Genomic DNA, 22,304 nt, shown 5'->3' on the forward strand with positions numbered 1-22,304 from the left:
CCCTTCCGGAGACATTGCCCCCATGCCCTTCAAATCCCTCGATGAACTGCGCGCCGCCTGCCTCGACCTGCCTGCCGGCAGCGAGGTGGCCGCCAGTGCCGTCACTCGCCGCCAGGACACGCTGACCAAGCCGCAAGGCAGCCTCGGCAAACTCGAAGCGATCGCCGCCTGGCTGGCGCGCTGGCAAGGCCGCGACATGCCAAGGCTCGACCGCGTGAAAGTCTTCGTCTTCGCCGGCAACCATGGCGTCACGGCGCAGGGCGTGTCGGCCTATCCTTCCGAAGTCACCGTGCAGATGGTGGCGAATTTTGCCGGCGGCGGTGCCGCCATCAACCAGCTCGCCCGCATCGCCGGCGCGGAACTCGACGTCATCCCGCTTGATCTAGACCATCCCACCGGTGACTTCACGCAAGTGCCGGCAATGGATGAGAAGGCCTTTCTCGCCGCTGTTTCGGCCGGCTATGACGCCGTGACGAAAGACCTCGACTTGGTCTGCTTTGGCGAAATGGGCATCGGCAACACGACGCCCGCCGCCGCCATTTCGGCTGCCTTGTTCGGCGGCGGCGCCGAAAAATGGACCGGGCGCGGCACCGGCATCGACGATGCCGGCCTGAAGCGCAAGGTGGTCGCCATCGAAGCCGGCCTGAAGCGCCATGCCGCCGCCCTCGCAGACCCGTTGGGGGTCGCAGCCACGCTCGGGGGGCGCGAACTCGCCGCCATCTTCGGCGCCACGGTAGCCGCCCGTCATCTCGGCATACCCGTGCTGCTCGACGGCTTCGTCTGCACCGCCGCCGCCGCGCCGCTGGCGAAGCTGCACCCGACCGGCCTTGCCCATACGATCGCCGCCCACGTCTCAGCCGAATCGGGTCACCGCGGCCTGCTCGAAGCGCTCGCAATGCTGCCGCTGCTCGATCTCGGCATGCGGCTCGGCGAAGGCTCCGGCGCATGCCTCGCCGTCAACATCGTGCGCTCGGCGCTGGAATGCCATGCAGGGATGGCAAGCTTTGCCGAGGCTGGGGTTTCGGAGAAGTAATCCGTCAAACTTTTAACGTGATTGAGCCAAATAATAACGTCGTTCTGATGTTACATGAGATCAGTAGATCCCATGTGGGGATCAGGCGATGTATTTGAAGGCGATACCTGCCATTGCACTGCTTTTCGGCACTGCTGCGCCAGCTTTTTCGCAGTATGTCGATGAGAACGGCCGCTTCCGGCACGCGGGCGACGATGGACTGGCCAAGGTCCAGTCCAGCCTGACCATGACCCTTCCTGTCAAGGACGAAGAGGATGTCGCCACACAGCAGCAAGCCGCGCTGCGTTCGTTCTACAAGGTCGCTGCCGCCAGTTGCGCCATGGTGCTCGATACCGTCGCCGACACGTGCGAGTAACCAGCGTGACCACGAACGTCAACGCCAGGGATCGCAGCATGGGAGGCGCTGCGGGATCGCAGATGACGGTGACCGGGCAGATCGCCATGAAGGTCAAGTTCAAGGCCAGTATTGGCAAAGCGGCGCAGTGAACGGCCATTGCGGTGCGAGACGCGCCAAACGCCTCTTGCCTTCAGGGTCTTTCCACCAAGTCTTCTAGGAATTTGGTGGGTGCGCACAGGATTGAACTGTGGACCCGCTGATTAAGAGTCAGCTGCTCTACCAACTGAGCTACGCACCCACTCGGCCGGCAAAAACCGGCGTTGGCGGGCATATAGCCGCCGATACCGGTCCTGTCCAGCCCTGCTGGAATCATTTCCCGACAAATCGACCGGGGCCCTCTCCAATCAGACGAAAAGCTTGCCTTCCGCCACCTTGATCGCATGCCCGCCAATGCGCGCGGACGCCAGTTTTCCGCCTTGCACGGTCAGTTCGAGGCGGATGCGCGACGGCCGGCCCATCTCCAGTCCCTGTTCGATCCATAGCTGCGAAACCCCGTCCGTCGGGCCGTCGAAATGCATGATGGCGCCGGCGAAGGCCGCCGCTGCCGAACCGGTCGCCGGGTCCTCATAGGAAGGCGTGCCGGGAACGATCATGCGGACATGGAAAGCGCTTTCGTGATTCACCGTCTCGCGGCAATAGACGTACGGGCTGGCGAAGGCCCACTCGCTCTTGCGCGGCGCCAGTTCCGACCATGCCTGGTTGTCCAGCCGGATGCGGCCCGCCGCTTCGAGATTGGCGACAGGAATGGTCACATAGGGCACGCCGGCCGACCAGAAGGCGATGCGGTGATTCTCGAAGCCGATCTCGTGCGGCGCCAGGCCAAGGGCAGCGCCGATCGCCTCCGGATCGGCCTCCAGCTTCAGCGGCTCCGGCAGTTTCGCCAGGTCGAACTCGGCGAAGGTGGCGCCATCATGCGTGCTGACCGCGCAACGCACCGGGCCGATGTTCTCTTCAAGCACGAAGATGCCGGCGCCGCCCTCGCCCGCCAGTTCGGCCAACGCGATGGCCGAGCCCACCGTCGGATGGCCGGCGAATGGCATTTCATAGTCGGGCGTGAAGATGCGGATGCGGTTGCGGTGCTTGGGATTGTCCGGCGGCAACACGAAAACCGATTCGGACAGGTTGAACTCGCGCGCGATGGCCTGCATCGCTGCCGTGTCCAGACCTTTGCAATCCAACACCACGGCCAGCGGGTTGCCGGCCAGTCGCTCGGTCGTAAACACATCGTAAAGCAAGTAATTCCGGGTTTGCATCCCTGCCTCAATCCCAACATGGGCGAAATTTAATTTGATATTCGAACCGGTAAGCCTGATCTGTGCACAGACAGGGACATTACGCATCATAGGGGTCCGACGTGGACCAGATTGTCAATCTGCCAAAGACGGAATCGGATTCCGCCATCGAGACGGCGCTTGGGCTCGACCAGACCGGTCGGCGCAGGACGCGCCGGCGTGGCTGGCTCTATGCGTTGCTGACCCTCATCGTGCTTGCCGCCGGCCTTGGCCTCTATCAATGGTATGCGGGCACGCCGACCAGGATTGACTACACCACGGTGCCGGCCGCCAAGGCCGACCTCACCGTCCAGGTGTCGGCGACAGGCACGCTGCAGCCGCTCACCCAGGTCGACATATCAAGCCAGCTCTCAGGCATCATACGCTCGGTCGCGGTCAACGAGAACCAGCAGGTGAAGAAGGGTGACGTGCTGGCGGCCCTCGACACCGCCAAGCTGCAGGTCCAGATCGAACGCGCCGAAGCGTCCGCCAAGGGAGCGGCCGCCAATGTGGAGGACGCCAAGGTGACGCTCGCCGAGAACGAGAGTGCGCTTGTCCGCGCCGCGGCCCTGACCAAGCGTGGCATGGCAACCGACCAGTCGCTCGAGGCGGCGACGGCGACGCGCGACCGTTCCAAGGCGGCACTCGATAGCGCCGAGGCCAATCTCGCCATCGCCAATGCCGATCTCAAGTCGCAGCAGACCGACCTTGCCAACAGCACCATCTACGCGCCGATCGACGGCATCGTGCTGACGCGTTCAGTCGACCCCGGCCAGACGGTCGCTTCCTCGCTGCAGGCGCCGGTGCTGTTCATCATCGCCGCCGATTTGAGGAACATGGAACTGGTGGCGGCGGTCGACGAAGCCGATATCGGCGCGGTCAAGTCGGGCCAGCATGCCCGTTTCACCGTCGACGCTTTCCCTGAGCGGCCGTTCGATGCCAAAATCCGCGACATCTCCTATGCCTCGGTCACGACGGACGGCGTCGTCACCTACAATGCGCGGCTCGAAGTCGACAACAACGAGTTGCTGCTGCGGCCCGGCATGACCGCCACCGTTTCTGTGGTCACGAGGGAAGCCAAGGGCGTGCTCACCGTGCCCTCGTCCGCTTTCCGCTATCGCCCGGCGCAGCAAGCGGCGCGCGGCTGGAGCCTGAGCGACCTGTTCACCGGCCGCATGGGCCGCGGCAATCGCCAGCGCCCGGTGGCGAAGGCCCCGACCGATGGTTCCCGCACGCTCTATGTGCTGGAGAACGGCCGCCCGCATCCGGTCAACGTCAAGATCGGTTCGACCGATGGCGAACTGACCGAGATCACCTCCGGCCTGGAGGAAGGCGCGCAGATCATCACCGCTTCGCAGTCGCGGAGCTGAGGCAGTGGCCGCGGGCGCCCCCCTCATCACCTTCGACAAGGTCTGGAAGAGCTACGGCCAGGGCGAAGCCAAGGTGCATGCGCTGGCCGGAGTCGACCTTGCCATCCGGCGCGGTGAATTCGTCGCCATCATGGGCCCATCGGGCTCCGGCAAGTCGACGGCGATGAACATCATCGGTTGCCTCGACACGCCGACGGCCGGAACCTATTCCTTCATGGGCGTCGATGCCGGCCGGCTCGACCGCAACCGCCGCGCCATGCTGCGCAACCTCTATGTCGGCTTCGTCTTCCAGGGCTACAATCTCTTGGCCCGCACCACCGCGGCCGAAAATGTGGAACTGCCGCTGATCTATCGTGGTGTCGCCGCCCGCGAGCGCCGCGACCTTGCCATGCAGGCGCTGGCCGAGGTCGGCCTTGTCGGCCGCGAGCATCACACGCCGGCCGAACTCTCCGGCGGCCAGCAGCAGCGCGTGGCGATCGCACGCGCCATCGTCACCAGGCCGACGCTGCTCGTCGCCGACGAGCCGACCGGCAATCTCGACACCGCACGCACGCATGAGATCATGGAGCTGCTGACGCGTCTGAACAAAGAGCTTGGCCTGACCGTCACCATGGTCACCCACGAAGCCGATGTCGCCGAATATGCCGAGCGTACCATCCGCTTCCTCGACGGCCATGTCGCCTCCGACACCATGAATATGGAGGTGGCATGATCTGGGAAACCGTCCGCCTCTCGCTGCGCTCGATCCGCCGCAACGTGCTGCGCTCGTTCCTGACCTTGCTCGGCATCGTCATCGGCGTTGCCGCCGTCATTGCCATGCTGACCATCGGCTCCGGCACCACGCAAAAGGTCAAGTCCGACATTTCCAAGCTCGGCAGCAATCTGCTGGTCGTCCGAGCCGGGCGCCCGGCCGGCCCCGGCGGTCCGGGCGGGCTCGACCAGGCGGTGCGGCCGCTGGCGGAAAAGGATCTGGCGGCGCTGGTTGCGCATCTCACCGGTGCGCGCGCCATCTCGCCGGCGGCGCAGAAGCAGGTGCGCGTCATCTTCGGCACCGAGAGCCTGACCTCTGGCGTCACCGGCACCGACAGCGCCTATCTCGACGCACGCGACTGGAAGCTGGTGTCCGGCCGACCGTTCAGCGATTCCGAAACCCGCTCCGGCACCGGTGTGTGCCTGATCGGCGAGACGGTGCGCCAGCAATTCTTCGGCGCCGGCGATCCCGAGGGCGAGATCATCCGCGTCAACCGCACCTCCTGCAGGATCGTTGGGCTGCTCGAGCCGAAAGGCTACACCGGCTTCGGCCAGGACCAGGACAATGTCGTGCTGATGCCCCTCGCCGCCTATCAGCGCCGCATCGCCGGCAATCGCGACATCGACAACATCTACATCGCCGCCGACGACCGCACGCCGACCACCGAATTGCAGCCGCGCGTCGAGGACATCTTGCGCGATGCGCGCCGCATCACGCCCGATCGCGAGAGCGATTTCGGCATCCGCGACATGACCCAGATCGCCGACGCCATGGCCAGCGCCACCACGACGATGACCGGCATGCTGGGCGCCGTCGCCGGTGTCAGCCTGCTGGTCGGCGGCATCGGCATCATGAACATCATGCTGGTGTCGGTCACCGAACGCACGCGCGAGATCGGCATCAGGCTCGCCATCGGCGCGCATGAAAAGCACATCCTCATCCAGTTCCTGGTCGAGGCGACGGTGCTGTCGCTGCTTGGCGGCATCATCGGCATCCTGATTGGGCTGGCGCTGGCCGGCCTTGCCTCGGTGACGCTGACCATACCTTTCGTGCCAAGCCCGGCCGTCATTCTGCTTGCCGTCGGCTTCTCCGCACTGATCGGCATGGTGTTCGGCTTCTTCCCGGCGCTGCGCGGCGCCAGGCTCGATCCGATCGACGCCTTGCGTCACGAGTAAAAGGGCAAGCTGCGAGGGCGTCCGGCACTCCGGGCCGGTTTTACACAACCTTCGACGTTTCCGCCTTGCCCAACCTATCGTCACTGTGTTGGCGATGTTATGCCAAGGCATATCTGGTCGAGGAGCGGCTGATGAGCAAGAAGGCGCGCGTGATCCTGGTGATGATCATCATCGAGGCCGCCCTTGCAGGCATCTGGTGGTATCTCGCCCGCTACGGCATGACCAATCCCGATCGCGTCACCGCCGATTTCCAGGCGGTCGTTGGCCAGACGATGGGAATGGCCATGGGTGGGTTGCTGGGTATCGGCTTCATCCTGTTCTTCGTCGCCGCGCGCAACGACCGCAAGGCACTCACAAGCAAGACATCATAGGGCCTGGCCGCTCCACGACATGATCGCGGCACCGACGTACGGTTTCAGTGGCAGGCGGGGCTACGACGCGCTTTCCCACGGATTGACGGTGTTCAAACCCGCGGCCGCGAATGGACCGGTGTCACGTGTGGCGACAGTGAGACCGTGTGCTACGGCCGTCGCCGCGATATAACCGTCGGCGTTGCCGATCGCCTTGCCTGCGGCACGCGCCTGTACCATGAGGTCGGTATAGGCGCGCGACGCGTCGAGGTCGAACGGCAGAATGCGGCCTCCAAACAACGGCAACGCGTTCTGCTCAAGACGATCATGCAGGGTCGTGCGGCGCTTGCCGGAAGGCATGGCCGCGATCCCGAAACGCAACTCAGCCACGGTGACGGCCGAAAGATATAGGGTTTCGACGGCCTGGGCGTCGATCCACGCGATGACGCGAGGATCGGGTGCAGGTCTCCATGGCTCAGACATGACGCAGGTGTCGATGAGGATCATTCGAACCGCACCGGCTCGCCCGGTGTTTTGTCGCGGAGCTGCTGCAAGGTATCGACATCCTCTTGCGACAATCCGGCCTCGCGGCCGATGGCGGCGAGCAGCGAGCCGAGCTTGACCCGATTGGCCGGCCGCACGGCCGTTTCCAGGATTTCACGCATCTCGGCTTCAGTGCTGCGGCCGTGATGCGCAGCCCGCACCTTCAAGGCGCGGAGCGTTTCCTCTGGCAAATTGCGGATCGTGACGGCGCTCATCGATATCATTCCAATCTGCAATGATGTCACTGCTATCAACATAGCAAATCTGCTATCAGATGCAACCAGTACGCATCGATATTAGTCTGCGCGCGCGAAATGCCACTCGATCAGCGGCTTCATGTGCGGCGACAGGCCGTCCGGCAGGTCGCCGGCATGGCGGATGATCACCGGCCCCTCGATCTCCGGGTCGGCTTCGGTGGCGACGAAGGCCGAGATTCGGCGCGCGATCTCATCGGCGGGCGCGTCGACGTGATAGCGGCGGAAGATGACGGTGCCGCTTGCCGTCGACAGAGCGTGCCAGCGCACACCACGCCTGGCATCCGACAGGTCGATACCGGTCTCCTCGCGCACCTCGCGCATCATGTTGAAATCGACATCGACGAGACCGTCGCGGAAATCGATCGGCTCGAACGAACCGGCGGCGAAATAGACCCGGCCGGCACTGACGGTTCGCGGTCCCATGCGGATCGCCACCAGAGCGTTGTCCCCGGCCACCAGCACGGCATGGGCATAGGCGTGTTCGGCGCCGGAATTCTCGCGCCGCTTCCGCCACAGCATGAAGGTCGAGTAATTGACCGCATGGCAGCGGCCGATAAGGCTGCGGTCGCGATAGGCAAGCTCGGAAAGCAGCACCACAATGCCGTCGAACAGCGCCGGATTGGCCTCGATCTCGCCCCGCCAGTTCTCGGCAATCACCGCGGCATTCTCCACCGCGAAGGGATGCGGGCCGGGATCGAGACGGACATCGATGGCATCGACCGGCAGGATGACATTGCGCGGAAGATCAAAACTCATGTCGGCTCAGGCCATGTCCAGCGTGATCGCCACCGGGCAGTGGTCCGAAGCCTTGGGCCGGTCCCAGCCGGCGCGCGGGAAGCGCTCGACTTCCTGGCCCGCGGGAAAGATCGTGCGCCAGGGCTGGCCATTGCGGATGATGTCGGGAACTGCGGTGGCGTTCTTCGCCGCCAGCCCCTTCGACAGCAGGATATAGTCGAGCTGGCACAGATGCCGCTCTTGCGGCCCGCGTGTGTGATAGAAGGTCCAGCGGTTCATTTCCGGCCGCCGCTCGACCACATTTTCACAGAAGCCGCCCGCCGTCAGCACATTGATGCAGGACAGGTTCTCGTCGACCACCTCGAAACGGTAGCCGTCGACCTCATCGCCGGCGATCTTCACCCGCTGGCGGTAATCGTTCATGTCGCCGCAGATCGCCCAGCGCTTGTCGGCCGCGTGCTCCGCCCCGAAACGCTCCTCGATGATGCGCCGCACGGCCTGCGCCTCCGCGATGCGCACCGGCATTGTCGCCTCGCGTCCGTCGAGCCCGTTGCGGGGAGAGCCCATGGACTTGAAGTGCACGAGATAGAGCGTCATCGGCGCGCCGCCCACCTTGATGTCGACCTCCAGGCAGTCGCGCCGGAAGATGCGTTCATTGGGCTGGTTGCCGAGGGCCGCCAGCTCGGGCGTATGCAACCCGAACTGCTCGTAGGTGACATAGGCGTGGCTGGTCATGCGCACGAATTCGATCGGCTGTCCCTGCGCGGTCTCGTTGCGCATCATCACCGCGACATCGATGCCGCGCGAATCATTGCCCGACGTGGTGTATTTCTGGCGGTAGCCCTGCCCCACCATCTTGAACAGATAGCCGTACTCGAAGGCCTTCAAGGCCTCGATGTTGTCGACCTCCTGCATGCAGATGATGTCGGCACGGGCGGCTGCAATCGCCAACGCCGTCAGTTGGCGCGTGTCGTCGGATTGCGCGATGGCGCGCGCCTGTTCCAGCATCTTGTATTCGGCCTCGCTCTGGATATCGAAGAGCGCCAGCGTGCGATCCTCATTGAGCTGGTTGCGAAAGCCGGAAAAATCGAACCTGTTCATCAGGTTCTCGACATTGAAGGTGGCAAGGCGCAGCGACATGCGCTGACCTTTGCCTGCAAGAGCGGCGGAAAACAAGATCGCAGGACCACAAGCAGGGATCCCTTGGTCCTGGTGGCGTTCGCGCCATGGTTGACGGAACCTTTCCGTTCATCCGCCGTTCAGACGCAAAGGTCCACGGTAAGCCCATTCCAGGGTAGGCGTGGGGCCTGTTCTCTTGGAGAAGTGCAATGAACGCGCTCTTTTCTTCCACTGTCAAATCCGGGCTGATAGCGCTCGGTATTGTCTCCGGCATCACGGCGCCATCCGCTGCCGCGCCGATTCTGCAGCCGGATGTGTCGATCCCGGCCAGCACCGCCGCGCCGACGGTCATCCCGGTCCGCGAGGGCTGGGCTGGCGGAAACAACGGCGGCGATTGGAGATGGCGCCGGTCAGGCAATTGGAACGGCCGCCACTGGAATGGCGGAGGCAACTGGAGCGGCCGCCACTGGAATGGTGGTGGCAACTGGAACGGCGGCGACAACTGGCGGTGGCGCCATGGCCGCCATCATTATCGTGGCGGACGCTACTACGATGATGGCGCGGCGGCGGTCCTCGGTCTCGGCTTGGGGCTCGGCCTCGGCAGCATGTACAACAACTACAACAACTACGATTACTATGCGCCGGCGCCGCGCCGCTATTATCGCGCCGGCCGGCTGTCGAACGCGCATGTGCAATGGTGCTACAACCGCTACCGCTCGTATCGCGCCTACGACAACACGTTCCAACCCTATAATGGCCCGCGCCAGCAGTGCTGGTCGCCCTATAGCTGAGCTGCCTGCGGCTGATACCAGAAATGAAAACGGCGCCACGTGGCGCCGTTTTTCGTTATTGATAGCGGAGCGTGGTTCGCTCAGTTCTTGGCCTTGTCGACCAGCTTGTTCTTGGAAATCCATGGCATCATGGCGCGCAGCTTGGCGCCGACTTCCTCGATCTGGTGGCTATCGTTGTTGCGGCGGATGCCCTTGAAACGCGACATGCCGGCGCGGTATTCCTGCATCCATTCCGAGGTGAACTTTCCCGTCTGGATGTCCTTCAGCACGCGCTTCATCTCGGCCTTGGTCTCGGCGGTGATGATGCGCGGACCCGAGACATATTCGCCCCACTCGGCGGTGTTCGAGATCGAGTAGTTCATGTTGGCGATGCCGCCTTCATAGATCAGGTCGACGATCAGCTTGACCTCGTGAAGGCACTCGAAATAGGCCATTTCCGGTGCATAACCGGCTTCCACCAGCGTCTCGAAGCCGGCGCGGATCAGTTCGACCAGACCGCCGCACAGCACGACCTGCTCGCCGAACAGGTCGGTCTCGCATTCCTCGCGGAAATTGGTCTCGATGATGCCCGAACGGCCGCCGCCGACGCCGCAGGCGTAGGATAGCGCGAGATCGAGCGCGTTGCCCGAGGCGTCCTGGTTGACGGCGACCAGGCACGGCACGCCGCCGCCCTTCTGGTATTCGCCGCGCACCGTGTGGCCCGGGCCCTTCGGCGCGATCATGACGACGTCGACGGTCGACTTCGGCTCGATGAGGCCGAAATGCACGTTGAGGCCGTGCGCGAAAGCGATCGCGGCGCCGTCGCGGATGTTCGGCGCGATTTCGTTCTTGTAGATGTCGGCCTGCAATTCGTCGGGCGTCGCCATCATCATCAGGTCGGCCCATTTGGCGGCATCGGCGACGCTCATCACCTTGAGCCCGTCGGCCTCGACCTTCTTGGCGGTCGCCGAGCCGGCCTTGAGACCGATCGCGATCTCCTTGGCGCCGGAATCCTTGAGGTTGAGCGCATGCGCCCTGCCCTGGCTGCCATAGCCAATGATGGCGACCTTCTTGCCCTTGATCAGGTTCAGATCGGCATCACGATCGTAATAGACACGCATTTTACTTCCTTCCCGTTTTGAAGATCAAAAGCCCTGAGGCCCGTTTTTTGCTCCGAAAAGAGCGAGAAACTGCTGCGTCGCGCGGACGGCATCGCCGCCGATCGTCGCTTCAGTCAATTCCAGCCGGTCGCCGAGCAGCAGGCGGATCTGCACGTCCCGGCCGACCAGCCCGAAAAAGGTACGGAACGCCGTCTCGGCATCCGCAAATTCAAGGAGCCCGGCCTGCCGGCCGGCTTCCAGCACGGGCTTCAGCCGCTTGGCCAGCGCAAAGCGCCCATTCTCCAGCACGACGGCGCCGAGATTGTCCTTCCCCGAACCGGCATGGCCGACCGCCACCCTATTGAGGGCGATCGACGTATCGCTGGAGATCACCTTCAACCAGTCGGAGGCAAAGCGCTCCAGGCTCGCCGTGAGCGAGGCAAGATCAAGCCCCTTGCCGTCGACCGAAGCCACCCGCACTTTCGAGGCCTGCCACTGCACGGTCGCCGTCAAGAGTCCGTCGCGATCGCCGAACCATTTGTAGAGTGTTTCCTTCGAGCAGCTCGCGCGACGCGCCACGGCGGTCATGGTCAGATGATCGCCCTCCTCAACCAGCAGCCGCAAAGCCGCGTCCAGGACGGCCTGCTGCCGCTCCGTCAGCGCCTCGCTGTTGTCGATGTCGGGCACGCTGTGCAACACGCTCTTCCCTCGGAAGGACAAGGCAGGGCGTGAATTCGACCTGCCGTACCGTACGTTACGGTTCGGCATATTGCGCAATTCGGTGAGCGGCGCAAGGGCAAAGGAGAAAAAATCCGCTTATGTCCGCGCAGCCGCGCAATCCGTGTGCTCAGTCCGCGGTAGGCGGATGACGCAGGCGGCCCAGCAGCGCCGAGACCGTGCTCAGCTCATCCGACGACAGCTTCGCGCCAACCAACTCCTCAATCGACCTGCCATAGATCGCCCACATGCGGCGGCGCGTCTCCCGTCCCTTGGGCGTGACGCGGATGGTCTGGCCGCGGCCATCATCGGCCACCGGCAGTTTCTCAACCAGCCCGTCGGCCTCGAGCCGAGCCAATAGACGCGAGATGTTGTACTGCGCGAACAGGGTGCGTTCGATCAGTTGAAACGGCCGCAACCCACCCTCGCCCGCCTCGGCAAGCTCGTGCAGCACATCGTACCAGGCGAGCGGCGGCAGGCCGCCCTCCTTCAGCGCGTCTTCGGCCCGTTCCATCAGTTGGCGCGAAACCCGCATCAGGCGGGCCCAGGCCTTGATGGCTTCAGGCGAAGGCTTGGCTTTTTCGGTCATGGCCCACCCTAGGCGATAGATGCAGATGCATCAAGCTTGACGTTCAATGCACATGCATCTACATAAATGCAATTGCATCGATATCGAAAGGCACATTCCTATGAAACCCGCCGACACTCTTGTTCTCGTCAGCCATCCGCTCTGCCCCTATGTCCAGCGCGCCGCGATTTCGCTGGCCGAGAAAGGCGTGCCGTTCGAGCGGATCGACATCGACCTTGCCGACAAACCGGACTGGTTCAAGGCGATCTCGCCGCTCGGCAAGGTGCCATTGCTGTGCGTACGGCAAAATGGCGACGAGACGATAATCTTCGAATCCGCGGTCATCCTCGAATTCCTCGAGGAAACGCAGGCCAATCCCCTCCATCCCGCCGACCCCTATGCACGCGCCCGGCACCGTGCCTGGATCGAGTATGGCTCAGCCATCCTCAACACCATCGGCCGGTTCTATTCAGCGCCGAGCGAGGCCGGCTTCCTCGCCGAAGCCAGCGCGCTATCGGCGATGTTCGACCGTGTTGAGGCTGAACTGCCGGGCGGCGCCGGGCGGAGCGGGCCATGGTTCGCTGGCAGCCGCTTTTCCCTGGTCGATGCCGTTTACGGTCCGGTCTTCCGCTACCTCGACGCCTTCGATCGGATCGGCGATTTCGGTATTCTTGACGGCAAGCCGCTTGTCCAGGCTTGGCGCAGTGCGTTGAGTGACCGTCCGTCGATCAGGCAGGCCGTGGCGCCGGACTATCCGCAGCGCCTGCATGCCTTCCTGCGGGCGAAGGGATCATTTCTATCGAGCCTCATTCGGCAAGGCGATCCGGCCATAGCGCTTCGGCAAGCCCAGCCCGCCTGAACGGATCGATCACCGTGCCGGCGACCATGGAGGCCAGGAACCGCGGCGCCGGCGGGATCTTGGCGATCGTCGCCACCAGCCTGTCGCGGATGAAGGGCAGCGCCACCGAATCCGACTGGTAGAAGGGCGTGAACGCCAGCGACAGTGCCTGAAAGACCCTGACATGCCGGCGCCGCGCTCGCGCATAGACTTCCAGCGCTGTCTCCACGCCGTCCGCTCGCGCCAGCGCATAGCTAAGTGCCGCGGCGTCGAGTAGCGCCATGTTGGCGCCCTGGCCAAGCTGCGGGCTGGTCGAATGGGCGGCGTCGCCGATCACGGCCAGCCGCCGGCAAACCGGAAACTTCATCGTGTGATGGCCGTAGCGGGCCAGCGAGAGCTGGTCGAAACTGTCGATCTGGCTGGTGAACGCCTCGGCCTGCGGCCACAGCCGCACCACCCGCTCCTTCCAGGCATCGATGCCGAGGCTGCGGACTACATCGGCATCCGCCGGTTTCAGGCTCCAGAAGAAGGCCGCCATCCTTTCGGCACCCGGTTCCGGCCGGCCGATCGGCAGCACGCCGATCATCACGCTGGCCTTGTCGTAGCGCTGCAGAAGCGCGTGCTCGTCAAAGCCCTCGCCGCGCCAGCCGAGCGATGCCCAGAACGCGCCATAGGTGAGTGGCCGTGGCGCTTCGGCACTACCGGCGCACCGCCGCAGCTTCGAGCGCGCGCCGCTGGCGTCGACAATTAGATCGAACGGCCCTTCCCTTCGGCCATGACCTCGGATCAGCGTGACCCGCTCGCCGGTCTCCAGGGCCTCGATTTCGACGCCGGTCTCGATGGGGATCGCCTCGCGCCGGGCAGCGCGAAAGAGTACGCCGAACAGGGCGGCCCTGTGTACCGCCAGGCCGAAACGGTTGCCGCGCTGGGCATCGTAGCGGACATCGAGCACGGTGCGGCCGCTCGACGCATCGACCCCATGCAGTCGATCGATCCTGCTGCCTAGCGCCATTATATCGTCGAGCAGGCCGAGATCGGCGAGCACCGTCAGCCCAGTCGGCTGCAGGATCAGCCCGGAGCCGACCGGCCTCGGTTCCTCGAAGCGCTCGAAGATGGTGACGCGGTGGCCGGCGCGCTTGAGATAAAGCGCCGCGGCGAGCCCGGCCGGACCAGCGCCGGCGATTGCGATATCGTAGGAAATGCCGCTGCCCCCAAGCCGAACTGGCCGGGACAATCCTTCAGCCGCCGGACGAAATCAAGTCGCGACGCCGAGCGCTAGCCTGCTGGTCAAGCTTGCGTCGAATCGAAGGCAGTCCGCGCGCCGCGCACTGCGTCATGGTTGTTTTCGGCCCACTGCAGCAGATACTGCAAAGCGTCGAACATCGATCGCCCAAGGTCGGTCAGGCTGTATTCGACACTGGGCGGCTTGGTCGGAAACACCTCGCGGCGCACATAGCCGTCGCGCTGCAGATCATAGAGCGTCTGGGTCAACATGCGCTGCGAGATATCGGGAACCAGCCGCCGCAGCTCGCCGAAGCGATAAGGCTGCTCGGCCAGCGCCGCCGTCAGCAGCGAACTCCATTTGCCATTGAGTCCCTGGATGACATCGCGGACCGGGCAATCGGCAATGTTTCCGCCGTCGGTCATCGCTTTGTAGACTTCGAGTTTGGATTTCAGATTGACGGTCCGGCTGTCCATGGCTGGTTCCCTGCGCGTGCCTACCTCCCCAAAAACTGCCTTCTTTACGGCACCGGGTCAATTCCTATTTTAGTGTTGGTCTCTTTTTGAGACCACCACCCGAACCGCCCTTCCGGCGCAATGTCAGGATCCCCCATGACCGCAACTCTTCTCGTCACCGGCGCGTCCGGCCAGCTCGGCCGCAGCGTCATCAACCATCTGCTGGACACGTTCGAGGTGCCGGCGGCCCGGATCATCGCCACGACCCGCACGCCCGCCAATCTTGCCGACCTGTCGGCGCGCGGCGTCACCGTTCGCGAGGCTGATTTCGACGATCGGGCCTCGCTTGCCCAAGCCTTCGCGGGCGCCGACCGGGCGCTCATCATTTCGACCAACGAGCTGGCGATCCAGGGAAAGCGGCGCGAGCAGCAGCTTGCCGCCGTCGCGGCGGCCAGGCAGGCTGGCGTCGGCCACCTGCTTTACACCTCGTTGCCCAACACCGAACCCGGTTCCGCCGTGCTCTTTGCCCCCGATCATTACGACACCGAGCAGGCGATCAAGGCCAGCGGCATTCCCTACACGATCTTCCGCAACGGCTGGTACGACGAGAACCTGTTCATGGCGATGCCGCAAATCCTCGCATCGGGCCAATGGTATACGTCGGCGGCCGACGGCGCGATTTCCTATGGCGCGCGTGACGACCTCGCCGCGGCCATAGCCGCGGGGCTGGCTTCGGATAACACCGAAAGCACGACTTACACGCTGACTGGCCCCAAGGCCTATACATCAGCCGAAGTCGCGGTGCTCGTCACCGAAGTCACAGGCAAGCCGATCCAGGTCGTCCAGCTCTCCGATGAAGCGCTGACCGAAGGCATGAAGGCAGCCGGGCTGCCCGAGCCGATCGCCAGGCTCCTGGTGTCCTTCGACGCCGCCACGCGCGCCGGCGACCTTGGCATGGTAACGGATTCGGTTGAGACACTTTCGGGTCGGAAATCGGTACCGCTGAAGCAGTTCCTTGAGGCCAACAAGGCTGCACTGGCGGGTTGATGTCAGCGCGGCGGGAAATTCTTTCTCCCGCCGCGCTATTTCGGGGTCTTGACCAGCCCGAGCCGGACCAGGCTTTCGGCGGTGGCGGCCAGCGCGTCCTCGCGCGAGCGCGGCGCCCAGCCGAGCATGCGCACCGCCTTGGCGTTGGTGGCATCCTTGACCTTGCCGAGTTCCGTCACGAGTTGCGCGGCTTCCGCGTTGAACAGCCCCACCACCCGCACCAACCAATCGGGAAGCTCCCGGGTCGTGACCCGCGAGGCGGCCGCGCCGAGCCGCGTTTTCACCGTCTGGGCGATCTCCCGCACGGTCATGAAATCGCCGGCAACGGCCAGGAAGCGCTCGCCACTGGCGGCGGGATTGGTCATTGCGCGCACATGCAGGTCCGCCACGTCGCGCGCGTCGACCACGCCGAACGACAGGCGCGGCAACCCAGGCATCGCACCGTTCATCATGCGCTGAACAAATTCGGTGGAGGTCGAATGGTCGGACCCGAGCACTGGTCCGAAAATGCCGACAGGATTGACCACGGCCAACTCCAGCTTGCCACCCTCGGCGGCGATGAAATCCCAGGCCGCGCGCTCGGCGAGCGTCTTCGATTTCACATAGGCGCTGACCTTGGCCGTCGGATCGGTCCAACTCTCCTCGGTGAAGGGCCGGCCGCCGGGCGGCATCTTGCCATAGCCGATGGCGGCGAAGGACGAGGTCAGCACGACGCGTTTGACGCCAGCGTCTCGCGCCGCCCTGAGCACGCGCAACGCGCCTTCGCGAGCCGGGATGATTAGGTCGTCCTCATGCTTCGGCGCGCCGGGCGGAAATGGTGACGCGACATGCAGGACATAGTCGCAGCCGGCGACAGCGTCGGGCCAGCCGGCATCGCTCATGAGGTCGGCGATGGCAAAGGAAAGCCTGTCGCCCGGCTCGCCGCCGCCGGCCTCGAGCATGGCGATAACGTCGGCTTCACGCCTGGCGGAGCGCACCGTCGTGCGCACGCGATAGCCCGCCTTCAACAGGGCAAGAATACAGTGCGCGCCGAGGAAACCCGATCCGCCGGTGACAAGCACCAATTCGCCGCCCATGGCCACCTCTCCGTCAGGCCGAGGCGATCGACCTCGTCAGATCGCCACCTGCGTGCCGATTTCTACCACACGCCCGGTCGGGATCTGGAAATATTCGGTCGCGTCGGCCGCCGTGCGCGCCAGGCCGATGAACAGCCTGTCCTGCCACACCGGCATGCCTGAATTGGGCGAGGCTTTCAGCGACCGCCGCGACAGGAAGAACGACGTCGTCATGATGTCGAACTTCCAGCCCTGCTTGCGGCAGATCGCCAGCGCGCGCGGAATGTTGGGCTGTTCCATGTAGCCGAAGGTCAGCGTCACCCGCATGAACAACTCGTTGACCGTCTCCATCTTGACACGCTCGCTGTCGGGCACGACGGGCTGCGGCGCGGTCACCACCGAAAGGATGACGTTCTGCTCGTGCAGCACCTTGTAGTGTTTGAGGCTGTGCATCAGCGCGGTTGGCGCGCTGAGCGGGTCGCTGGTCAGGAACACCGCGGTGCCGGACACCAGCTGCGGTTTCTTCTTCAACAGATTGCCAGCCAGGAAATCGAGCGGGATTTCGTTGCGGCGGGTCTTGTCGAAGAGATAGCGGCTGCCACGCACCCAGGTCCACATGCCCAGCACGATGGTGAAGGCCACCACCAGCGACGCCCAGCCGCCTTCGAACACCTTGACGATGTTGGAGGCGAAGAAGCCGATATCGATGAAAGCGAACAGCACGGTCAGCGGGACCGCCACCGACAGCTTCCACTTCCAGATACGGGTCATGACCACATAAAGCAGCACCGTCGTCACCAGCATGTTGCCGGTCACCGAGATGCCGTAGGCGGAGGCCAGCTTGCTGGACTCGCCGAAGCCGACCACCAGCATCATCACCACCAGCGCCAGCAGCAGGTTGACGCGCGGCATGTAGATCTGGCCGGACTGCTTTTCCGACGTGTGCAGGATTTGGAGCCTGGGCAGCATGTTGAGCTGCACCGCCTGGCGGGTCAGCGAAAAAGCCCCTGAAATGACCGCCTGGCTGGCGATGACGGTCGCCGCCGTCGCCAGCACCACCATCGGGATCAGTGCCCAACCCTCGTTCATTTCGAAGAACGGATGGCCGACCACGCCGTTCTTCGCCAGCACGAAGGCGCCCTGCCCGGCATAATTCAACAGCAGGCAGGGGAACACGATCGAGAGCCAGGCGAGCACGATGGGTTTGCGGCCGAAATGGCCGAGATCGGCGTAAAGCGCTTCCGCGCCGGTGACGGCAAGGAAGATGGCGCCGATGGTGACGAAAGCCACATCGGGCGAATGGATCAGGAAAGCGACGATATAGTGCGGGCTGACCGCCCACAGGATCTCCGGATCGGCGATGATGTGCTTGAGACCGGAAAGGCCGATGGCCAGGAACCAGATCGCGGTGACCGGGCCGAAGACCAGCCCAACGCCACCGGTGCCGAAACGCTGAACCGCGAACACCATGGCGAGGATGACCAGCGTCAGTGGCACGACGTAAGGTTGGAAGGTGGGGGTGACGACATTCATGCCCTCGACCGCCGACAGCACCGAAATCGCCGGCGTGATGACGGCGTCGCCGAAAAACAGCGAGGCGCCGACGATGCCGATGCCGAGCATCAGCGCCGAACGCTTTGGAAAACTGCCGCGCGCCAGCGCCATCAGCGACAGCACGCCGCCCTCGCCGCGATTGTCGGCACGCAGCACGAACATGATGTATTTGATGGTGACGATGATCGTCAGCGACCAGATGATCAGCGACAAAACGCCAAGAATGTCGCCACGGTCGGCAACTTGCCCGCCCGACGACGCGACCAGCGCCTCGCGAAACGCATAGATCGGGCTGGTGCCGATATCGCCATAGACCACGCCGAGCGCGCCCAGCATCAACACCTTGGTGCTGTGCTGTTCGATTTCGGGATGGCTCGATTGGTCGACGGGTTCTGCCTCATTACCAGCACTGGCAAGGGCCATGTACGACACTCCGATAAACGCGCGGTGCTCTACGCTTGCTGCACTGCAATATCAAGTGCCGTAACGTTATGGCACTCATGTTGGCAGCGCGCGGCTTCTTGTGGGCGACTTCGAGCGAATGCCGGTCAATGCGGCATTCGCGGGCTCATGTCCGGACCCATGGCAAAACCTGCGGGCCGGCGAGCACGTCTGTTAAATGGCGACCTGCGTGCCGATTTCAACGACGCGGCCGGTCGGGATCTGGAAATACTCCGTCGCGTCGGCCGCCGAGCGCGCCAGTCCGATGAACAGCCGGTCCTGCCACACCGGCATGCCTGAATTGGGCGAGGCTTTCAGCGACCGCCGCGACAGGAAGAACGACGTCGTCATGATGTCGAATTTCCAGCCCTGCTTGCGGCAGATCGCCAGCGCGCGCGGGATGTTGGGCTGTTCCATGTAGCCGAAGGTCAGCGTCACCCGCATGAACAACTCGTTGACCGTCTCCATCTTGACGCGTTCGCTGTCGGGCACGACGGGCTGCGGCGCGGTCACCACCGAAAGGATGACGTTCTGCTCGTGCAGCACCTTGTAGTGCTTGAGGCTGTGCATCAGGGCGGTCGGCGCGCTCAAGGGATCGCTGGTCAGGAACACCGCGGTGCCGGACACCAGCTGCGGCTTCTTCTTCAGCAGATTGCCGGCGAGGAAATCGAGCGGGATTTCGTTGCGGCGGGTCTTGTCGAAGAGATAGCGGGTGCCGCGTATCCACGTCCACATGATCAGTCCCATCAGGCAGGCAACGGTGATCGAGACCCAGCCGCCTTCCACGATCTTCACGACATTGGCCAGGAAGAAGCCGCTGTCGATGACGCCGAACAGCAAGGTCAGCGCCAGGGCGAGCGCCAGCTTCCATTTCCACATCTTGCGCATCACCACGAACAGCAGGATCGTCGTCATCAGCATTTCGCCGGTCACCGAGATGCCGTAGGCGGACGCCAGCGAACTCGAACTGCCGAAACCGACCACCAGCAGCATCACACCCATTGCTATGAGCAGGTTGACGCGCGGCATGTAGATCTGCCCGGACTGCATTTCCGAGGTATGCTGCACCTCGATGCGCGGCAGAAGATTGAGCTGCACCGCCTGGCGGGTCAGCGAAAAAGCCCCTGAAATGACCGCCTGGCTGGCAATGACCGTCGCGGCCGTTGCAAGTCCCACCATCGGCATCAGTGCCCAGTCAGGCAGCATCTGGAAGAACGGATTGGTCGGTTTTCCGTCATTGGCGAGCACAAAGGCGCCCTGCCCGAAATAGTTGAGCAGCAGGCAGGGGAAAACCACGGAAAACCATGCCAGCACGATCGGCTTGCGTCCGAAATGGCCGAGATCGACATAAAGCGCCTCGGCCCCGGTTACCGCCAGGAACACGGCGCCGACGGTGACAAAGGCGGCGGTCGGTGTGCTGGCCAGATAAATGACCGCGTAATAGGGATTGATGGCAAGCAGGATCGATGGATCGTCCATCAAGTGATAGATGCCGGCAACGCCGATGGCCAGGAACCACAGCGCCGTCACCGGCCCGAACACCGCCGCCACCTTTCCCGTGCCGAAGCGTTGCACGGAGAACAGGATGGCAAGGATGACCAGCGTGATCGGCACGACATAGGCGTCGAGCGTTGGGGTCACCACGGTGAGGCCTTCGACCGCCGACAGCACCGAGATGGCCGGGGTTATGATCGAATCGCCGAAAAACAGCGCCGCGCCGCAAAGACCGATCACCAGAATCAGTCGAGCGCCTTTGGGATAGGCGCTGCGTGCCAACGACATCAGCGACAGCGTGCCGCCTTCGCCCTTGTTGTCGGCACGAAGCACGAAGGCAACATATTTGACGGTCACGATGATCGTCAGCGCCCAGACGATCAGCGACAGCACGCCAAGCACGTGAACGCGCGTATCGATGCCGGGCGAAGCGTGAAGCGCCTCGCGAAAGGCGTAGATCGGACTTGTGCCTATGTCGCCATAGACAACGCCGAGTGCGCCCAGCATGAGAACCTTGGTGCTGTGCTGCTCGACCCCGGCATGGCTCGATTGCTCGACGGTTTCAGCTTCGCTCCCGCTATTGGCAAGGGCCATCGACCACTCTCCGATAAGCGCGCGGTGCTTTATGCATGCTGCGATACGATATCAAATGCACGCGATGGCTGCCATACCAATACGAAGCATTGCCCCCTACCAACCGCAGGCCCTGAGGAACCGGCCCACTGTGCCGGCCATGCCATACTCCAACGCGTCGGCTGTCAACCCATGTCCGATCGACACTTCGGCCAATGCCGGAATGCGCCTGGCCAGCGCGGGCAGATTGGCCACCGTCAGATCGTGCCCGGCATTGACCTGGAGACCGGCGGCAAATGCCGCGTCAGCGGTTTTGCCCAATCTTTCCAGTTCTTTGGCCGCCTTACCCGAATCGGAATGGTAGCTGCCATAAGGACCGGTATAGAGTTCGATACGATCGGCGCCGGTATCGCGCGCTGCCGCCATGCCGGCGGGATCGGCATCGGAAAACAGCGAGACCCTGAAACCGCCCTTCTTCAGGCGTCTGACGATCGGCGTCAGCAACACGGCATCGGCGATGAAGTTCCAGCCATGGTCGGAGGTTGCCTGGGAGGGATCGTCGGGCACAAGCGTCACCTGTTCGGGCTGATGCTTCTCCACCAGCGCCAGGAAATCCTCGCTTGGGTATCCCTCGATGTTGAATTCCGCCCGCGGGAACTCGTCGTCGATCAGCGCCCTGATCTCGGGCAGGTCGGAATGCCGTGTGTGACGTTCGTCGGGCCGCGGATGCACCGTCAGCCCATGCGCTCCGGCGGCAAGGGCGAGGCGGCCGACACCGATCACATCGGGCCACGGCAGGTCGCGCCGGTTGCGCAGCATGGCGATGGCGTTGAGGTTGACGGAAAGCTTGGCGGGCATGGTTTGGCGTCCGTGAAACAGGCGATCGAGGCGCGCCACGCTCATTCGTTCCGGCACGGCGCATTTGAGACGGCGCATCTATAGCGTCTTTGACGGGAACAGATAGGGCCTTTCCGGTGTTCCAGAAGACCAACATACTCCACGAAAGGGAGGCACCACCTTGAATTTCCTCCAATCCGTGCCGGCGATCCGCCGCATCGAGACCAGCCGCGACGACCTCTTTGCCATCGATGTGGTCGGCCATGTCTCGGCCGCCGATGCCGAAAACCTGTTCGGCCTGCTGGAGGCGGCCTATTTGCTCCATCAGAAAATCGACGTGGCCGTGCGCATAGTCGATCACGAGGGCGTCGACTGGGCCGACATCTCGGACGAGACCATCAAGAAGGGTGCCGTCCATGCATTGGAACATATTGGCCGTTGCGCGGCGATCGGCGCCCCTGACTGGACGCCGAACGCACGACACGCCTTGCCGGCTTCCTCGCCCGTCGAATTCAGGCATTTCAAGATCGAGGACGAAGCCGCTGCCTGGGAATGGCTCGGCGCGCGGCCGACGAGTGAGGAGGCGACCGCCGCTCCAGAAAGAGGATGAAACGGTTCTCCCGGCTACCCGC

25 protein-coding genes and 1 tRNA gene are annotated in these 22,304 nt (G+C 63.8%); 11 read left to right on the forward strand and 15 right to left on the reverse strand.

What is annotated here, in order from left to right; translation table 11 throughout:
* Window positions 1–22: 22 nt before the first annotated feature.
* The 3 genes from cobT (at window position 23) to FJ527_RS29795 (ending at window position 1,519) form a co-directional block, all read left to right on the forward strand.
* Window positions 23–1,033: a nicotinate-nucleotide--dimethylbenzimidazole phosphoribosyltransferase gene (cobT, locus tag FJ527_RS05820; protein WP_140822137.1), complete on the forward strand. Its 1,011-nt coding sequence runs from the start codon at window positions 23–25 to the stop codon at window positions 1,031–1,033.
* Window positions 1,034–1,121: 88 nt separating this feature from the next.
* The gene (locus FJ527_RS05825; RefSeq protein ID WP_140822139.1) at window positions 1,122–1,388 is read left to right on the forward strand and encodes a hypothetical protein; all 267 of its coding nucleotides are present in this window, start codon (window positions 1,122–1,124) and stop codon (window positions 1,386–1,388) included.
* A 5-nt stretch (window positions 1,389–1,393) separates the two neighbouring features.
* Entirely contained in the window at window positions 1,394–1,519 is a 126-nt protein-coding gene (locus tag FJ527_RS29795) for a hypothetical protein (protein ID WP_263486421.1), read from the forward strand.
* A gap of 73 nt (window positions 1,520–1,592) precedes the next feature.
* On the opposite strand, the gene FJ527_RS05830 is transcribed toward FJ527_RS29795, so the two are convergent.
* Window positions 1,593–1,668, reverse strand: a tRNA-Lys gene (locus FJ527_RS05830).
* A gap of 106 nt (window positions 1,669–1,774) precedes the next feature.
* Window positions 1,775–2,683, reverse strand: coding sequence for a PhzF family phenazine biosynthesis protein (locus tag FJ527_RS05835; protein WP_140822141.1), 909 nt, complete (start codon window positions 2,681–2,683; stop codon window positions 1,775–1,777).
* Window positions 2,684–2,784: 101 nt separating this feature from the next.
* Here FJ527_RS05835 and FJ527_RS05840 point away from each other — a divergent pair, with 101 nt between their 5' ends.
* The 4 genes from FJ527_RS05840 to FJ527_RS05855 all read left to right on the forward strand — a co-directional run bounded on the left by FJ527_RS05840 (window position 2,785) and on the right by FJ527_RS05855 (window position 6,368).
* Entirely contained in the window at window positions 2,785–4,071 is a 1,287-nt protein-coding gene (locus tag FJ527_RS05840; protein WP_140822143.1) for an efflux RND transporter periplasmic adaptor subunit, read from the forward strand.
* A gap of 4 nt (window positions 4,072–4,075) precedes the next feature.
* Entirely contained in the window at window positions 4,076–4,783 is a 708-nt protein-coding gene (locus FJ527_RS05845; protein WP_140714721.1) for an ABC transporter ATP-binding protein, read from the forward strand.
* Window positions 4,780–5,997, forward strand: coding sequence for an ABC transporter permease (locus tag FJ527_RS05850; RefSeq protein WP_140822145.1), 1,218 nt, complete (start codon window positions 4,780–4,782; stop codon window positions 5,995–5,997). Before FJ527_RS05845 ends, FJ527_RS05850 begins: the two co-directional genes overlap by 4 nt.
* A gap of 131 nt (window positions 5,998–6,128) precedes the next feature.
* Window positions 6,129–6,368 carry a hypothetical protein gene (locus FJ527_RS05855; protein WP_140615780.1) on the forward strand — a complete coding sequence of 80 codons (240 nt, stop codon included), beginning with the start codon at window positions 6,129–6,131 and terminating at the stop codon, window positions 6,366–6,368.
* 60 nt (window positions 6,369–6,428) lie between these two features.
* On the opposite strand, the gene FJ527_RS05860 is transcribed toward FJ527_RS05855, so the two are convergent.
* The 4 genes from FJ527_RS05860 to FJ527_RS05875 form a co-directional block, all read right to left on the reverse strand.
* On the reverse strand, window positions 6,429–6,854 hold the full coding sequence (locus tag FJ527_RS05860; RefSeq protein ID WP_140822147.1) for a type II toxin-antitoxin system VapC family toxin: 426 nt from the start codon (window positions 6,852–6,854) through the stop codon (window positions 6,429–6,431).
* Window positions 6,851–7,105, reverse strand: coding sequence for a plasmid stabilization protein (locus FJ527_RS05865; protein WP_140615778.1), 255 nt, complete (start codon window positions 7,103–7,105; stop codon window positions 6,851–6,853). Before FJ527_RS05865 ends, FJ527_RS05860 begins: the two co-directional genes overlap by 4 nt.
* 81 nt (window positions 7,106–7,186) lie before the next feature.
* Window positions 7,187–7,903, reverse strand: coding sequence for a hypothetical protein (locus FJ527_RS05870; protein ID WP_140822149.1), 717 nt, complete (start codon window positions 7,901–7,903; stop codon window positions 7,187–7,189).
* 6 nt (window positions 7,904–7,909) lie between these two features.
* Window positions 7,910–9,022: an endonuclease/exonuclease/phosphatase family protein gene (locus tag FJ527_RS05875; protein WP_015317313.1), complete on the reverse strand. Its 1,113-nt coding sequence runs from the start codon at window positions 9,020–9,022 to the stop codon at window positions 7,910–7,912.
* A gap of 188 nt (window positions 9,023–9,210) precedes the next feature.
* Here FJ527_RS05875 and FJ527_RS05880 point away from each other — a divergent pair, with 188 nt between their 5' ends.
* Window positions 9,211–9,792, forward strand: a complete 582-nt coding sequence (locus FJ527_RS05880) for a BA14K family protein (protein ID WP_140822151.1) — start codon at window positions 9,211–9,213, stop codon at window positions 9,790–9,792.
* A gap of 80 nt (window positions 9,793–9,872) precedes the next feature.
* Here FJ527_RS05880 and ilvC read toward each other — a convergent pair whose 3' ends face one another.
* From ilvC to FJ527_RS05895, 3 genes are all read right to left on the reverse strand, one after another.
* The gene (ilvC, locus tag FJ527_RS05885; protein WP_013531065.1) at window positions 9,873–10,892 is read right to left on the reverse strand and encodes a ketol-acid reductoisomerase; all 1,020 of its coding nucleotides are present in this window, start codon (window positions 10,890–10,892) and stop codon (window positions 9,873–9,875) included.
* 24 nt (window positions 10,893–10,916) lie between these two features.
* A complete protein-coding gene (locus tag FJ527_RS05890) occupies window positions 10,917–11,570 on the reverse strand; it encodes a TetR/AcrR family transcriptional regulator (RefSeq protein WP_181166286.1) in 654 nt (217 codons plus the stop codon).
* A 148-nt stretch (window positions 11,571–11,718) separates the two neighbouring features.
* Window positions 11,719–12,177, reverse strand: a complete 459-nt coding sequence (locus tag FJ527_RS05895; protein ID WP_140822154.1) for a MarR family winged helix-turn-helix transcriptional regulator — start codon at window positions 12,175–12,177, stop codon at window positions 11,719–11,721.
* Window positions 12,178–12,277: 100 nt separating this feature from the next.
* Between FJ527_RS05895 and FJ527_RS05900 the strand changes: the two genes are divergently transcribed.
* Window positions 12,278–13,015: a glutathione S-transferase family protein gene (locus FJ527_RS05900; RefSeq protein ID WP_140615768.1), complete on the forward strand. Its 738-nt coding sequence runs from the start codon at window positions 12,278–12,280 to the stop codon at window positions 13,013–13,015.
* Here the strand turns inward: FJ527_RS05900 and FJ527_RS05905 are convergent.
* Together FJ527_RS05905 and FJ527_RS05910 are read right to left on the reverse strand one after the other, a co-directional pair.
* Complete coding sequence (locus FJ527_RS05905; RefSeq protein WP_140822156.1) at window positions 12,963–14,228, reverse strand: NAD(P)/FAD-dependent oxidoreductase; 1,266 nt, start codon at window positions 14,226–14,228, stop codon at window positions 12,963–12,965. The genes FJ527_RS05900 and FJ527_RS05905 overlap by 53 nt on opposite strands.
* A gap of 53 nt (window positions 14,229–14,281) precedes the next feature.
* Window positions 14,282–14,692, reverse strand: a complete 411-nt coding sequence (locus FJ527_RS05910) for a helix-turn-helix domain-containing protein (protein WP_015317307.1) — start codon at window positions 14,690–14,692, stop codon at window positions 14,282–14,284.
* A 135-nt stretch (window positions 14,693–14,827) separates the two neighbouring features.
* Between FJ527_RS05910 and FJ527_RS05915 the strand changes: the two genes are divergently transcribed.
* Window positions 14,828–15,718, forward strand: coding sequence for an SDR family oxidoreductase (locus tag FJ527_RS05915; protein WP_140724097.1), 891 nt, complete (start codon window positions 14,828–14,830; stop codon window positions 15,716–15,718).
* A gap of 35 nt (window positions 15,719–15,753) precedes the next feature.
* Here the strand turns inward: FJ527_RS05915 and FJ527_RS05920 are convergent, their stop codons facing one another.
* The 4 genes from FJ527_RS05920 to FJ527_RS05935 form a co-directional block, all read right to left on the reverse strand.
* Complete coding sequence (locus FJ527_RS05920; RefSeq protein WP_140822158.1) at window positions 15,754–16,794, reverse strand: aldehyde reductase; 1,041 nt, start codon at window positions 16,792–16,794, stop codon at window positions 15,754–15,756.
* A 36-nt stretch (window positions 16,795–16,830) separates the two neighbouring features.
* Entirely contained in the window at window positions 16,831–18,750 is a 1,920-nt protein-coding gene (locus FJ527_RS05925) for a potassium transporter Kup (protein WP_015317304.1), read from the reverse strand.
* Window positions 18,751–18,942: 192 nt separating this feature from the next.
* On the reverse strand, window positions 18,943–20,856 hold the full coding sequence (locus FJ527_RS05930) for a potassium transporter Kup (protein ID WP_015317303.1): 1,914 nt from the start codon (window positions 20,854–20,856) through the stop codon (window positions 18,943–18,945).
* A 96-nt stretch (window positions 20,857–20,952) separates the two neighbouring features.
* Entirely contained in the window at window positions 20,953–21,693 is a 741-nt protein-coding gene (locus tag FJ527_RS05935; RefSeq protein WP_140822409.1) for a pyridoxine 5'-phosphate synthase, read from the reverse strand.
* Between the two features lie 160 nt (window positions 21,694–21,853).
* On the opposite strand from FJ527_RS05935, the gene FJ527_RS05940 reads away from it, so the two are divergent.
* Window positions 21,854–22,282: an STAS/SEC14 domain-containing protein gene (locus FJ527_RS05940; RefSeq protein ID WP_015317301.1), complete on the forward strand. Its 429-nt coding sequence runs from the start codon at window positions 21,854–21,856 to the stop codon at window positions 22,280–22,282.
* Window positions 22,283–22,304: the final 22 nt, after the last annotated feature.

Origin of the sequence: Mesorhizobium sp. B2-4-18 (assembly GCF_006441385.1) — a bacterium.
In the GTDB taxonomy this organism is placed as follows: domain Bacteria; phylum Pseudomonadota; class Alphaproteobacteria; order Rhizobiales; family Rhizobiaceae; genus Mesorhizobium; species Mesorhizobium australicum.

Excerpts from the sequence above, each read along its gene's own strand:
- cobT (WP_140822137.1), top strand. The coding sequence starts at position 23 with ATGCCCTTCAAATCCCTCGATGAACTGCGCGCCGCCTGCCTCGACCTG.
- FJ527_RS05900 (WP_140615768.1), top strand. The coding sequence starts at position 12,278 with ATGAAACCCGCCGACACTCTTGTTCTCGTCAGCCATCCGCTCTGCCCC.
- FJ527_RS05880 (WP_140822151.1), top strand. The coding sequence starts at position 9,211 with ATGAACGCGCTCTTTTCTTCCACTGTCAAATCCGGGCTGATAGCGCTC.
- FJ527_RS05915 (WP_140724097.1), top strand. The coding sequence starts at position 14,828 with ATGACCGCAACTCTTCTCGTCACCGGCGCGTCCGGCCAGCTCGGCCGC.
- FJ527_RS05870 (WP_140822149.1), bottom strand. The coding sequence starts at position 7,903 with ATGAGTTTTGATCTTCCGCGCAATGTCATCCTGCCGGTCGATGCCATC.
- FJ527_RS05875 (WP_015317313.1), bottom strand. The coding sequence starts at position 9,022 with ATGTCGCTGCGCCTTGCCACCTTCAATGTCGAGAACCTGATGAACAGG.
- FJ527_RS05850 (WP_140822145.1), top strand. The coding sequence starts at position 4,780 with ATGATCTGGGAAACCGTCCGCCTCTCGCTGCGCTCGATCCGCCGCAAC.
- FJ527_RS05895 (WP_140822154.1), bottom strand. The coding sequence starts at position 12,177 with ATGACCGAAAAAGCCAAGCCTTCGCCTGAAGCCATCAAGGCCTGGGCC.
- FJ527_RS05930 (WP_015317303.1), bottom strand. The coding sequence starts at position 20,856 with ATGGCCCTTGCCAATAGCGGGAGCGAAGCTGAAACCGTCGAGCAATCG.
- FJ527_RS05860 (WP_140822147.1), bottom strand. The coding sequence starts at position 6,854 with ATGATCCTCATCGACACCTGCGTCATGTCTGAGCCATGGAGACCTGCA.
- FJ527_RS05825 (WP_140822139.1), top strand. The coding sequence starts at position 1,122 with ATGTATTTGAAGGCGATACCTGCCATTGCACTGCTTTTCGGCACTGCT.
- ilvC (WP_013531065.1), bottom strand. The coding sequence starts at position 10,892 with ATGCGTGTCTATTACGATCGTGATGCCGATCTGAACCTGATCAAGGGC.
- FJ527_RS05910 (WP_015317307.1), bottom strand. The coding sequence starts at position 14,692 with ATGGACAGCCGGACCGTCAATCTGAAATCCAAACTCGAAGTCTACAAA.
- FJ527_RS05865 (WP_140615778.1), bottom strand. The coding sequence starts at position 7,105 with ATGAGCGCCGTCACGATCCGCAATTTGCCAGAGGAAACGCTCCGCGCC.
- FJ527_RS05855 (WP_140615780.1), top strand. The coding sequence starts at position 6,129 with ATGAGCAAGAAGGCGCGCGTGATCCTGGTGATGATCATCATCGAGGCC.
- FJ527_RS05935 (WP_140822409.1), bottom strand. The coding sequence starts at position 21,693 with ATGCCCGCCAAGCTTTCCGTCAACCTCAACGCCATCGCCATGCTGCGC.
- FJ527_RS05920 (WP_140822158.1), bottom strand. The coding sequence starts at position 16,794 with ATGGGCGGCGAATTGGTGCTTGTCACCGGCGGATCGGGTTTCCTCGGC.
- FJ527_RS05925 (WP_015317304.1), bottom strand. The coding sequence starts at position 18,750 with ATGGCCCTTGCCAGTGCTGGTAATGAGGCAGAACCCGTCGACCAATCG.
- FJ527_RS05835 (WP_140822141.1), bottom strand. The coding sequence starts at position 2,683 with ATGCAAACCCGGAATTACTTGCTTTACGATGTGTTTACGACCGAGCGA.